This is a genomic window from Allobosea sp. 47.2.35, from assembly GCF_024655635.1.
In the GTDB taxonomy this organism is placed as follows: Bacteria; Pseudomonadota; Alphaproteobacteria; order Rhizobiales; family Beijerinckiaceae; genus Allobosea.
In genome coordinates this window covers 1-12,769 of the sequence record NZ_JANLGI010000016.1, presented here as the reverse complement: position 1 = coordinate 12,769, position 12,769 = coordinate 1, and the positions used below count along the sequence as shown (strand labels likewise).

The following is a 12,769-nucleotide window of genomic DNA, read 5'->3' as shown; positions in this document are numbered from 1 at the left end:
TCAATGATGTCCGAAATAGGCGGCCTGCACGGCCGGGTCGGCGCGCACGACGTCAGGGTGGCCTTCTGCCAGCTTGCGGCCTTGATGCATCACGACGACATAGTCGGAGAGATCCATGACCAGGCCGATATCGTGCTCGATGAGCAGCACGGTGACGTCCTCCGTCAGGCTGCGGACGAGCTTGGCCGTATCGGCGGTGTCGCCATGGCTCATCCCCTGCGTCGGTTCGTCCAGCAGCAGGATCTTTGGCTCCGAGGCGAGACAGACCGCGATCTCGAGGCGACGCTGGTCGCCATGCGACAGGTTGCCGGCCAGTTCGTCACGCCTGTGGGTGAGCTGGAAGCGCTCGAGCATCTGGCTCGTCTTGCTCATAGCCCGCGCAGAGCGACTGATCGGCAGGAACGCGCGCCTAGCTGTCTCGAGAACCTGGGCCGCGAGCCTGATGTTCTCCGCAACCGTGAGCTCAGGAAACAGGCTGGTGATCTGGAACGAGCGCGACAGACCAGCGGCTTTGGTATGCTCGGGGGCCGCTCCGGTCATGTCCACGCCGTCGATCATGACCTGCCCGCGATGGGGCTTCAGCGCACCGCTGATCAAATTGAACAGCGTCGACTTGCCCGCGCCGTTGGGACCGATAACAGTCGTGATCTTGTGGCGCTGCGCCTGGAAACTGACCTGATCGACTGCCTTCAGGCCACCGAAGGAAATGCCGAGGTCGCGAATGTCGAGGACGGGCGTGATCACGAGACGCTCCCAGATTTGACGGCGATGGGGGACAGGCCTGCCGGCTCCGCGCTGGCCGGAGGAGTCTGCGTCCGGCGATTCAGCAGCACCTCGATGCGCGGCCTCACGAGCCCGGCGAGTCCCTTGGGCAGGAACATCACGCACAACATGAAGAGCAGGCCGATCACGATGAGATGGTGCTCCGTCCAGCTACCGATGATTGATTTCAGGATCACCAGCAGGACCGAGCCATAGATGGCGCCGATCAGCGTGCCGACGCCGCCGAGCACGACGGAGATGACGGCGTTGCCGGAGGTAGCGAAGAACATCAGCTCCGGCGAGACGAAGCCGCGCAGCATCGGGTAGAGCGCACCCGACAGACCCGCGATCAGCCCGGCCAGAACATAGGCCGCCATGCGCGCCTGCCAGACCGAATAGCCAAGGAAGGGCACGCGCCGCTCATTGGCTTTCAGTGCCGTCAAGACGCGGCCGAAAGGCGTGTCGAGCAGGTAGGCCGTCAGAGCGTAGAGGCCCATGATGAACGCAAGCACGAGCAGGAAGAAGCCAGCCGGATTGGCGGCGGAAACCGAAAACGGCCCGAGCCCGATCTCGATGACAGGAATGCCGATCATGCCATCGGAGGCACCGAGTTCGCGGGTGTTGTAGACGACCTTCGCCATGACCTGCGCCAGGCCGAAGGTGATCAGCGCGAAATAGACGCCGCGCACCCGGTTGGCGATCAGCCCTCCGATGATGGCGGCGACCAGCGTCGCCGCCAGAGCCGCGCCCATGGCGAGCCAGAAGGACGGGACCTTCATCAGCGTCAGAGCCGAGACATAGGCGCCGATGCCGAAATACAGCGCCTGGCCCAGCGAGAGCGCGCCAGAGTATCCCAACAGCAGATCGACCGAGAGCGCGAGGCCCGCGAAAATCAGCGCCTCGGTGCCGAGCCGCAGATAGAAGGTGTCGCCGGTCGCAGCGCCCATGGCGGCCAGCCCGATCGAAACCAGGACGAAGAGCAGCGCGAGCAGATGGCTCGCCCGCATGGATTGCGTCAGCCGGTCATGCATGGCCGAGCCTCCCGAAAAGGCCCTGCGGCCGGAACATGAGAAAAGCGACCATGGTCCCGAACACGATCGGATCGGTCCAGACCGGCGAGATCACGAGGCTCGCCAGTGCCTGGACCTGAGTCAGCAGCAGTCCTGCGACGACGGCGCCCCAGATCGAGCCCATGCCGCCGACGATGACGACGGTGAAGGCGAGCAGGATGAAGTCCCGCCCCATCGTCGGGAAGACCGAGTAGATCGGTGCGAGCAGGACGCCGGCGAGCCCGGCGAGGCCGACACCGAAGGCGAAGGTGCCGGCGTAGACAAGCGAAACGGGGACGCCGAGGGAGGCCGCCATGTTGCGGTCGAAAGCGGCGGCGCGGACCATGGCGCCCAGCCTCGTCCTGTAGACGACATAGGCGACCGCCAGCACGATAGCGGCGCCGATCAGGATCAGGAAGAGCCGGTAGTTCGGCAGTATGATGCCGAGGATCTCGGTCGCACCCGGGATCGGGGTGGGCGGACGCTGCGTGTTGGCGCCGAAGATGATCTTCAGCACATCCTCGACGATGAGCCCGAGGCCGAAGGTCACGAGCAGCGTCGTGACATGGCGGTCCTTCGAGTCGAACACCGGCCGGATCAGCAGGCGCTCTGCGGCCATGCCGAGCGGAACCATCAGGACCGGCACAAGCACGAGCAGGAACCAGAAGCCGATTCCGGCTGCGGCGAGCGCCAGCGCAGCATAGGCGCCTATGGCGTAGAATTCGCCATGGCTCATATTGATGACGTCGAGCATGCCGAAGATGATCGTCAGCCCCAGCGCCACGAGAACGACCGCGACCCCGAGCGCGAGCCCGTTCACGACCTGCGGAGCGAGGACGAATTGAAGATAGTCGATTGGGGTCATGGCGGTGCCTCTATGCGGTAGGCCGCGCGAAGCCCCTCTCCACGCGGAGAGGGGAACAGGTCGCGGAGCTCAGAAGCGGGCGCAGGCGTCCGGCCCGATCGCATTCTCGGCGGGGACGTTGTCGATGATGTCGAACTTGCCCTTGTTGACGCGCACGACATACATCGGCTGCATCGCCTGGTGATCGCCGGCGCGGATGCTCTTGGCCCCCTGCGGGGTCTGCCAGGTCAGGCCACGCAGCGCTTCGCGGACCTTGTCGGTCTCGGTCGAGCCCGCTTTCTCGACGGCCGCCTTGTAGGCGAAGAGCAGGCCGTAGCTGTCGGCGCCGTAAAGATCCGGATCCGTCTTGTTGGCCTCGCGGAAGGCGGCGACGAACTTCTTGTTCTCGGGGCTTTCGATCTGCGGCGAATAGCCGACGCCGGTAGCGAAGCCCTCGGCTGCAGCGCCGATCGCCGTGATGTTCTGGGAGGTCACGGTTCCGGACGCCCCGACCACTGTCAGGCCTGAGAGCAGTCCGAAGTCCTGAAGCTGCGTCAGCAGGCGCACCGTGTCGTTGCCGGCGACGGAGGTGTAGACGACCTGCGGCCGCGTAGCACGGATTTGGCCGAAATATTGGGTGTAGTCCTTGGAATCGAGCGGTGCGAACACCTCGCCACCGGTCTGCGCGCCGGATTTCTCGGCACTTGATTTGAAGGCCGCCACCGTGGAGCGGCCCATCTCGTAGTCGGGACCGAGATAGAAGACCCTTGCCTTGGGCTTCTCCTTCGCGAGCCAGGCAGCAAGTGCGACCGATTGCTGTTCGGCGCGTGCATTAACGCGGAACATGTTGGGCGAACACTTGTCGGTGGTGATCGAGTCCGCAAAGGACACCGTCGTCGCCGCGAGCTTGCCATTGCGCTCGGCGAGCTGGGCGACGGCGAGTGTCGAGCCCGAATTGACCGTGCCCGTCAGGAAGTCGACCTTCTCCACCTGGAAGAGCTTCTCGGCCTTCTGCACGGCCACGGAGGGGTTGGCCTCCTCGTCTTCGAAGACCAACGAAACCTGGCGGCCGGCAATTCCGCCCGCGGCGTTGACCTCCTTCGCAGCGAGCTCGAGGCCCCAGCGCACCTGTTGGCCGATCGGCGTGTAGGTTCCCGAAAGCGGCGTAACCACGCCGATCTTGATCGGACCGCTCTGGGCGAGCGCACTACCCGACAAGGCGGTAACGGCGAGCAGACTGCCGATGAGGGTCTTGATGGTCCCGGATGTCATGGTCGTTTCCCTTTATGTCTTGCTTGTTGTTGTCATCGTGAAGGCTTAGGCAGCCGCGCGGACTGGTTCTCCCGCGCGGGTCTTTATGGCGGTGGTCAGCCTTGCGACGCAGACGAGCCGATCGCCGCCGCGCGCGTCGATATGGACCTCCCATTCGTGGGTCTGACGGCCGAGATACAGCGGCCGGGCGGTCGCACGGATCGTCTCGCCCGGGCTTAGGAGCCGGCAATGATTGGCCTTGATGTCGAGCCCGCAGACGCTGTGCGTTTCGGCCTCGACCGCCATCTGGCTCGCCAGCGTGGCAACCGCTTCGGCAAGGGTAAGAGCGACGCCAGCCTGCATCAGGCCTACGCCCTGCACCTGCGCCGGAAGAACGGAAAGGTCCGCCGACAACCAGTCGGCCCCGATCTCAATGAAGCGAATGCCGAGCTGCTCTGCGAACGTCCCGCGCATCAGCAACGCAAGATCATCGAGCGACCAGGCAGTCTTCCACAGTGTTTCGGGGCGCTGCATGGAATCAGCTTCCGATGAACTTCGGCGCGCGCTTGGCGTGGAAGGCCTCGACGCCCTCGCGGAAGTCGTCCGACTGGCGCAGGCGGCTGTAGCAGTGACCCTCGAGCTCGATCGCAATCGAGAGGGTCGAATCCTCGGTATCGTTGAGGAGCTTCTTGGCGGTGCGCTGCGCCATCGGCGAGAAGCCGCGCAGTTCCTCGACCAGCCGGTCCGTCGCCGCTTCCAGTTCGCTGTCGGGCACGCATTCTGTCGCCACGCCCCAGTCATAGGCCTGTCGACCGGGAATGCGCTTCGAACGCATCACGATGTCCTTGGTGCGGGTGATCCCGACCATCTTCTGCAGCCGGGCCGAGCCTCCGGAACCGGGGATCTGGCCGAGTTTCTGCTCGGGCAGCGCGTATTGGCAGGTTTCCGAGACGATGCGGAAATCGCAGGCGAGCGAGATCTCGAAGCCGACGCCGAAGGCATAGCCGCGATTGGCGACGACCACCGGCTTGGCGCAGCGCGCCGGCGCGGCGATGTTCCAGGCAAGCTTCGAGACATGCTCTGGCGAGGCATCGAGGAAGCCCTTGATGTAGCCGCCCGAGGAGAAGTTCTCACCAACGGCGCGCAGCACGATCACGCGGACGCGGTCGTCCTCATCGAGCGCTTCGAAGACCTTTCGCAACTGGTCGCGCTGCGGCATCGAGATCACGTTCATCGGCGGGCGGTTGAGGATGATGTCGGCACGCTCACGAGCCGCATCGATCTCGACGGTGAAGCCATCCAGATCGATCAGGGCCGGGTGGATCGGGGTGACGGCGTTCATGAGAAACCTTTCTTTGGCGAATGTGCTGATCAGGGTTTTGAGATCTTGAATTGCGATCTCAGGCAGCGGCGCTGCCGGAGGACTCGGGCTCGAACTCGCCTGCGACGAGTTGGCGACGCAGCAGCTTGCCGACGGGCGACTTCGGGATCGCCTTGACGAATTCGAAGCGGCGCGGCCGCTTGAAGTTGGCGAGCCCCGTCGCCTTGCAATGGGCATCGAGCTCTTCGGCTGTGACCGCGCCCTTACGCTGGACGAAGGCGACGACGACCTTGCCCCAGCGCTCGTCGGGCAGGCCGACGACCGCAACCTCCAACACGCCGGGATGCAGCGACAGGCAGCTCTCGATCTCGACCGGCGAGACGTTCTCGCCCCCGGTGATGATCATGTCGTCGACGCGGCCGGAGACGTAGAGATCACCGTCGGCGTCGAAATATCCGGTGTCGCCCGTGAAATACCAGCCGTCGCGCAGCGACTTGGCGTCGGCTTCGGGGCGCTTCCAGTAGCCCTCGAAAGCCTCGTCGCTCGCGGCGAGCGCGACGATCTCGCCCTCCTCGCCGGGCGCTGCGATTTCATGGGCCGATTTCGCCCCGAGCTTGACCACCCGGATCAACTGGTTGAGGCCGGCCTTGCCGGCCGAGCCCGGCTTTTCAGCGGCTTTCTGGTTGATGGTGAAGGTGTAGATTTCCGACGAACCGTAATGGTTGACGAAGAGCTCGGGGGAGAAGGCGTCCGTCAGCTGGCCGAGCAGACCGTCCGTCATCGGCGCGCCGGCGAAGCCGAGCTTGCGGACGCTGGAGACGTTGGTCTGCGCGAAGCGCGGGTGGTGGACGACGTCATGATACAGCGTCGGCACAAGGTAGAGGTTGCTGATGCCCTCCGCCTCGATCAGCTCCAGTGCCCTGGTCACGTCGAAGCGCGGCAGGCAGACGAAGACGCCGCCGATCAGCGACATGGCGATGAGCGAGCGCACGCCCATGGTGTGATAGAGCGGCATCACGCCAAGCGTGCGTTCGCCGCGGCCATAGAGGTTCTGGGCGACGTGGGCGAGGCCCGCCATGCGCTCGGCCCGGTGCCGGCGCGGTACGCCCTTGGGCTTGGCGGTGGTGCCCGACGTGTAAAGCATCAGCGACAGGGCGTCGGCCGCCACGCGCGGCTTGGCAACGGGCGCCGCTACCGCGATCATTTCGGCGAAGGTCAGTTCGGCCCGCCCGGCATCGGCGCCGACAGCAATCCGCGGGATTGCGACCGCCCTTTGGCTTTCGGTCATCGACTGGCTTGCGACGGCCTCGAAGGCGATGGCCTTGGCGTCGCAGTTCTCCAGAACGAAGTCGATCTCATCTGGCTTCGCGCGCCAGTTGATCGGCGTGATCGTCAGCCCGGCAAACTGGCAGGCCCAGTGCAGGCTCGCCGCTTCCCAGCGGTTCTGGAGCACGGTGACGAGGTGATCGCCGGCTTTCAGGCCCATGCCATCGAATGCAGAGACCAGCGACGAAATTTTGTCGAGCCAATGCGCATAGGTCAGGCGGACGTCGCCGTCGACGATGGCAAGCGCATCGGGGTCCCGTGCCGCGCTCGCCATGAAGCTGGTGCCGAGGTCAAACATTGGCAGGCTCCCGACCCTGAGAGTGCGGCGCAGGCTCGCCCCGCAGGATGGCAGCGGCCTCGAGCGCCGCCCTGATGATGGGGGTGTAGCCGGTGCAGCGGCAGAGATGGCCACCGACGACCTCGCGCAGCGCCTGCTCGCTGGGGGCCGGCTCCTCGCGCAGATAGGCGTCGAGCGAAACCAGGATGCCTGCGGTGCAGAAGCCGCATTGCAGCGCATGATGGCGCCGGAACGCAGCCTGCATCACCGAAAGTCTATCCTGACCAGGCGCAAGCCCCTCGACCGTGGCAACGTCGTGGCCTTCGAGCTGGACTGCGAGCGTGAGACACGCGCGGGCAGGTTGGCCGTCGATCTGGATCGTGCAGGCACCGCAGACACCGTGCTCGCAGCCGACATGAGTGCCGGTCGCGCCCAAGCCATGGCGCAGGGCGTCGGTCGCAAGCAGGCGCGGCTCGGCCTCCAGCGAGACCGGTTTGCCGTTCAGCGTGAAGCCGACACGGTGGAGGCTTGCGGCGTTCAGGCGCGGCATCGCTTGGCCTCCTCGATCGTGGACAGGCCGAGCGAGCGCACGAGGTCGCGCCGCAGCCGCGCGGTGGCGTGGAGATCCTCGCGGGCATCGAGTTCCCAGGCGAAGACGTTCAGCGCGTCGGTGAGCGCAGAACCGTCGAGCAGGGGAAAGCTGCGACGCTCGGGCTTGTCGGCGACGCCGGCGACAGCGAGATGGATCGCGTCGCCCGTCACGACTGCTGCGCAGCCGACGATGGCGAAGTCGCCATGGCGGCGCGCGACCTCGCGGAAGGCGTAGCCGCTTCCTGGTTTGGCGGCGGGAAAAGCGACGGCCTCGATCAGCTCGTCATCGCCCCTGTCGGTTACCATCATGCCGCCGAAGAATTCGCTCGCCTTCACGCTGCGCCGCTTGCGGCGCGAACGCAGCCGGATCTCGCCATCGAGCGCGACGAGGCAGAGTGGGATCTCGGCGCTGGGATCGGCATGGGCGACCGAGCCGCAGACCGTACCTCGTGCACGAGTCTGGTAATGGCCGAGCCAGGGCAGCGCTGCCGCCAGCAGAGGCTGTTCGCCGGCAAGGCCCGGACGCCTCATCAGTACGGCCTGACGGACGCCGGCCGACACCACGGTCGCATCACCCTCGCGCCCGATCCGGTCGAGCCCAGCGATGTTCATGATGTCGATCAGCACCGCCGGCTTGGCGAGGCGCATGTTCAACATCGGCAGCAGCGATTGGCCGCCAGCGATGATACGAGCATCGGAACCGTGCTTGTCGAGCGCCTCGAGCACCTCCGTGAGGTCGCCGGCCCGAATGTAGTCGAAGGCTGCGGGCTTCATGCGTGCCTCCGCAACAGGCGGGCGAAAAAGCCGGGCCGGGAGGGCGAGGCCTTACGCGCCAATGCCGCGAAGAACTGGCCGATGATGGCCTTGGCGGCGCCGTCAAGAAGCCGGCCTCCGATCGCGGCGACCTTGCCACCGACGGCCGCCTCATAGGTGTAGGCGATGAGCGTGCCACCGCCCTCGCCCGGCGACAGCATCACGCGGCCCGAGCCGCCGCCGGTGCCGAGCGCACCCGAGACCGAGCCGGTCAGGGTCGCGGCCTGCGGCGCGACGAGATTGGAGAGCTTGATCTCGGCCTTGTAGCGGCCCTTCACGGGACCGACGCCCAGCGTGACATCGGCCTTGAAATGCGTGTCCGACAGCTTCTTGACGCCGTGACAGCCGGGGATGATCGAGGCGAGCGTGTCGACATCGAGCAGCATCGCCCAGACCGCGTCCGGCCCCGCTGCAACCTTGGCCTGCCCTTCGCCACGCAAAGCGCGGTCACCGGGCTTTGCCGTCACGGCAGTCTTCGCGGCCGTCCGATGGGATGCGGGAAGCGAAGGCTCAGGCGCGGCGACAAGGGCGGCGACCCTGGCAGGCGTCAGCGGAAGGTCGAGTTGCGCGACGCCGAGCGCGTCGGCGACCGCATTGGCAAGGCAGACCGGCGTCGACATGCAATTGCCTTCGCCGACGCCCTTGGCGCCGAGCGGCGTGAAGGGCGACGGCGTCTCGATATGCAGAATGTCGATATCGGGCGTCTCGGTCGCCGTTGGGAGCAGGTAGTCGGCGAAGGTGCCGGTCAGGAAGGCACCGTCAGCGGCATAGGCGAGTTCCTCGTAGAACGTCGCACCCAGCGCCTGGGCGAAGCCGCCCCGGATCTGTCCGTCGACCATGCCGGGATGCAGGATCCGTCCACAGTCATGCATGGTGACGTAGCGGTCGATGCGGACCTTGCCGCTTCCGGGCTCGACCTCGACACCGGCCATATCGAAGATGAAGCCGTGGCAAAGCGATGAATTGACCTGATCGTCCTCGCTCGGCGCAGACAGCTCGGGCGGCGTCCAGAAGGCAGTCTCGCGGATCGCCTGGTCGATATCGGCGGGCAGCAGCGCCGGCGACCAGTGGCTCAACGCCGCGACGCGGCCGAATGGGATCGTCTTGTCGGGTTGGCCCTTGGCGAAGACCGCGCCACCGGCGAATCCGATCTGACCTGGATCGGCACCCAGCTGGCTTGCCGCGATCAAGCCGAGCTTGTCGCGCAGGCGGGTGGCGGCGAGATGGGCAGTGCCGGCGACAGCGGCGGCGAAGCGGCTGGAGTAGTTGCCCGAGGCGATCGACCAGGCGTCCTTGCCCGTATCGAGATCGGCGACGATACGGACGTCATGGTGCGACAGGCCGAAAACATCGGCGACGACCTGCGCCAGCACGGTGCGGTGGCCCTGGCCCTGCGGTACCGAAGCGACATGGACGCTGACCGAGCCGACCGGATCGAGCGACACCGTCGCGGTGGCCTGGGCACCGTTCTTCGGCCCGGCCTTTTTCCGCTCGGCGGCGGTCAGAACAGTGGTGATGTAGCCCATATTGGAGACGCTGGGTTCGACAGCAGCGGCAAAGCCGATGCCGTAGCGCCTGCCGGCGGCACGGGCGGCATCGCGACGAGCCTCAAGCTCGGCGAGCCGGCCCTCGGCCAAGGCGAGGTCGAAGGCCTGGACGTAGTCGCCGGAATCGTAGAGCGCGCCCGAGGCCGTGCGATAGGGAAACGCGCCGAACGGAATCAGGTTGGCGCGGATCACCTTGAGCGGATCGAGCCCGAGCTCGACCGCGATCCGTTGCATCAGCCGCTCCAGCGCGTAATAGACCTGCGGGCCGCCAAAGCCGCGCACGAGACCCGTCGGAGCCTTGTTCGTCAGCACGACGCGGTTGCGGATGGCGAGATTCCGGATGTCGTAGGCCCCGGTCATGTTGCCATGCATGCGGTAGAGCGTGGCAGGCTCGGGGGCGCGCGGATACGCGCCGCAATCCTCGACCTGATCCCAGTCCAGCGCGGTGATGCGGCCCTCCGCCGTGACGGCGGCCTTCAAAGTCGTGACGCGGTTGGTGGCGGCGACGGCCGCGCCCAGATGTTCGAGCCGGTCCTCGATCCATTTCACCGGCCGGCCGGCAATGCGCGCGGCAATGCCGATCAGTACGGCGTAGGGCGCGACGCCCTGCTTGACGCCGAAGCTGCCGCCCGAATCCGGCGGCATGCGCAACCGCAGGCGGTTGCCGGGAACCTTCAGGCAGCGCGCAAGCACCGCATGGATGCTGAAGGGGCCCTGGAAATTGGCGAGGATGTCGTAGGCGTCTTCATGAGGATCGTATTCGGCGACGACGCCAAAGGTCTCCATCGGCGCGCCGGTGTTGCGCGGATAGGCGATGGAGACGGAAACCTGATGCTCGGCTTTGGCGAAGGCCGCCTCAGGGTCGCCGTAGCGAAAATGCCGGTCGCTGACGAGGTTGGCGCCAGCTCTCTCATGCAGCAACGGCGCGTCAGGCTCGAGAGTCGCGAGCGTATCGACGACGCAGGGCAGCGCGCTGTATTCGACCTCGACCGCGTCGACTGCGTCCTCGGCGAGATAACGATCCTGCGCCACCACGATGGCGACGGGCTCGCCGACATAGCGCGCGCGCTCGACTGCCATCGGCCAGTTCTCGACCGCGACCTTGAGGCCCGCGACCATGGGCGCAGTGAGCTTTGCAAGGTCGCGACCGGTGATGACGGCCACGACGCCGGGCATGGCGGCAGCAGCGGTAATGTCGATCCCGAGAATGTCGGCATGCGCGTGAGGCGAGCGCAGAATCGCCGCCTGGAGGGTACCGGGCCTCGTGCCGAGATCGTCAACGAAACGCCCGCGGCCGGTCAGCAGAGCCGCGTCCTCGACGCGCTCCACAGATTGACCGGTCCACGAAATGGTTTCGATTTTCACTGACGTCTGCTCCCGAGGACGCTCTTGAGAACGGCGTCTGGGAGCTAGGTTCTGCGATCAGGCGTGGCGGCGCGATCCCGCGGAGTCTCGCGGCTTACCGAAAAGTCTCAAAATCGAGGAAATCCAGGACAGTGCAGAACTACGCCGGGATTACGCCCCCGGCGGGCGAGCGCGATCAGCGGCCGAGTCGAGCGACCTGGCGAAACTCGCTCGGGGCGACGCTGCAATGGTCGCGGAAGAAGCGTGTGAAGTGCGCTGGGGCACTGAAGCCGAGCCGGTCTCCGATTGTCGAGAAGGTCTCGTCGCCCTCGACGATTGCTCCGACAGCCAGCTCGACCTTGAGCACGTTCAGGAAGACATGCGGCGTCACGCCAACCGAATCCTCGAAGACGCGGAAGAAATGCGCTCGCGAAAGGCCGGCTTCCCTAGCAAGCTTGTCGATGCTGTGCGAGGCTGCAGGGTTGGATCGCATCAGCGAGATGGCCCGGCCGACACGCCAGTCGACCGCGTTGGAGCGGGCGATCTCGCGCAGCGAAGCGCCAATCGAGCGCCAGGGCGTGAAGCGCTCGATCACGGCGATCATCAGTTCCGAGAGCAGATGCTCCTGCCGCCGCGACGCGCCGGGTTCGTGCACCATCTCGGCGGCAAGATCGAGCGCGGTCTGGCGAATATGGGCCGTGACTTCCCCGGCAGAGTGCTCGAAGAAGCCGGGCGCACCGCTGGCGGCCCAGTTCGGCCGGAAGCTGCGAAGCCAGTCCGGCTCGATATAGAGCGCCAGGATCAGAGCGTTCTTGCGCCTGGGGTCATGGATATAGGCGTGCGGCTCCCAGGCGTTGACCAGCACCGCGAGATCCCCTGTCAGCGGGGCGACATGGTCGCCAACGAGAAACTGGGTGTCGTCGCCATCCACCTTGAGCAGGACATGGCAATGGGGATGCGCGTGCCGGACCAGGCTCCGGTCCATGTCCAGCAGCGCCACCCGTCCGAAAGCTCCATGCGCGATGCGCAAGGCATCCGACATGCCGTTTCCTCGCCCAGGCTGATTTTCAGCTCATTGTCTTTCAGGCGATAATGTAGTGGCCGGCTCCCGGCCACCGCAAGGGGGCCGCTCGTTGGGTGCAACAGATAGCAGCCCTCGTATCGGCTTGCTTTCGCAAGCCGCGCTCCACATTCGGGCCTGTGGCTCACTCAATCCGCCCGCTGCGCCAATCCGCACCGTCCTGGAGATGCCTAGAGTCAGGAGTCGTTGATCACAGCCAGAAGATGACGGTGGCAGCGAGGGCGATGGCGGAGAAGAAGGCCGTAGGGTAGCGATCGTAGCCGGTGGCGACGCGGCGCCAGTCTTTGAGGCGGCCGAACATGATCTCGATGCGGCTGCGGCGCCGATAGCGGCGCTTATCGTACCGGACGGGCTCGTTGTGCGACCTGCGGCCTGGGATGCAAGGCTGGATGCCCTTGGCCTGAAGAGCGTCCCTGAACCAGTCGGCGTCGTAGCCGCGGTCGCCGAGCAGCCACTGCGCTTTTGGCAGGTCGTCCAGCAGCGCGGCCGCACCGGTGTAGTCGCTGACCTGTCAAATCGCATTGAAGCGCAGCCCCCTTATCGCGTTGAAGGCTAGCCCCCCT

General features: G+C 65.9%; 11 protein-coding genes and 1 pseudogene. All 12 read right to left on the bottom strand.

The window, feature by feature from the left end:
* On the bottom strand, positions 1–744 hold the full coding sequence (locus NUV79_RS18495; protein WP_257734574.1) for an ABC transporter ATP-binding protein: 744 nt from the start codon (positions 742–744) through the stop codon (positions 1–3).
* On the bottom strand, positions 741–1,793 hold the full coding sequence (locus NUV79_RS18490) for a branched-chain amino acid ABC transporter permease (RefSeq protein ID WP_173048870.1): 1,053 nt from the start codon (positions 1,791–1,793) through the stop codon (positions 741–743). Before NUV79_RS18490 ends, NUV79_RS18495 begins: the two co-directional genes overlap by 4 nt.
* Positions 1,786–2,676 carry a branched-chain amino acid ABC transporter permease gene (locus tag NUV79_RS18485; RefSeq protein WP_173048872.1) on the bottom strand — a complete coding sequence of 297 codons (891 nt, stop codon included), beginning with the start codon at positions 2,674–2,676 and terminating at the stop codon, positions 1,786–1,788. Before NUV79_RS18485 ends, NUV79_RS18490 begins: the two co-directional genes overlap by 8 nt.
* 69 nt (positions 2,677–2,745) lie before the next feature.
* Positions 2,746–3,927, bottom strand: coding sequence for an ABC transporter substrate-binding protein (locus NUV79_RS18480; RefSeq protein ID WP_173048874.1), 1,182 nt, complete (start codon positions 3,925–3,927; stop codon positions 2,746–2,748).
* 45 nt (positions 3,928–3,972) lie between these two features.
* The gene (locus NUV79_RS18475) at positions 3,973–4,440 is read right to left on the bottom strand and encodes a hotdog fold thioesterase (protein WP_173048876.1); all 468 of its coding nucleotides are present in this window, start codon (positions 4,438–4,440) and stop codon (positions 3,973–3,975) included.
* A gap of 4 nt (positions 4,441–4,444) precedes the next feature.
* On the bottom strand, positions 4,445–5,248 hold the full coding sequence (locus tag NUV79_RS18470) for an enoyl-CoA hydratase/isomerase family protein (protein ID WP_173048894.1): 804 nt from the start codon (positions 5,246–5,248) through the stop codon (positions 4,445–4,447).
* A gap of 58 nt (positions 5,249–5,306) precedes the next feature.
* Positions 5,307–6,851: an AMP-binding protein gene (locus tag NUV79_RS18465; RefSeq protein ID WP_173048896.1), complete on the bottom strand. Its 1,545-nt coding sequence runs from the start codon at positions 6,849–6,851 to the stop codon at positions 5,307–5,309.
* Positions 6,844–7,380, bottom strand: a complete 537-nt coding sequence (locus NUV79_RS18460; protein WP_257734573.1) for a (2Fe-2S)-binding protein — start codon at positions 7,378–7,380, stop codon at positions 6,844–6,846. Before NUV79_RS18460 ends, NUV79_RS18465 begins: the two co-directional genes overlap by 8 nt.
* On the bottom strand, positions 7,368–8,195 hold the full coding sequence (locus NUV79_RS18455; protein ID WP_257734572.1) for an FAD binding domain-containing protein: 828 nt from the start codon (positions 8,193–8,195) through the stop codon (positions 7,368–7,370). Before NUV79_RS18455 ends, NUV79_RS18460 begins: the two co-directional genes overlap by 13 nt.
* Positions 8,192–11,146, bottom strand: coding sequence for a xanthine dehydrogenase family protein molybdopterin-binding subunit (locus NUV79_RS18450; RefSeq protein ID WP_257734571.1), 2,955 nt, complete (start codon positions 11,144–11,146; stop codon positions 8,192–8,194). Before NUV79_RS18450 ends, NUV79_RS18455 begins: the two co-directional genes overlap by 4 nt.
* A gap of 175 nt (positions 11,147–11,321) precedes the next feature.
* The gene (locus tag NUV79_RS18445) at positions 11,322–12,167 is read right to left on the bottom strand and encodes a helix-turn-helix domain-containing protein (RefSeq protein WP_257734570.1); all 846 of its coding nucleotides are present in this window, start codon (positions 12,165–12,167) and stop codon (positions 11,322–11,324) included.
* Between the two features lie 229 nt (positions 12,168–12,396).
* A pseudogene (locus NUV79_RS18440) lies at positions 12,397–12,717 on the bottom strand (transposase); the annotation flags it as partial.
* Between the last annotated feature and the right edge of the window lie 52 nt (positions 12,718–12,769).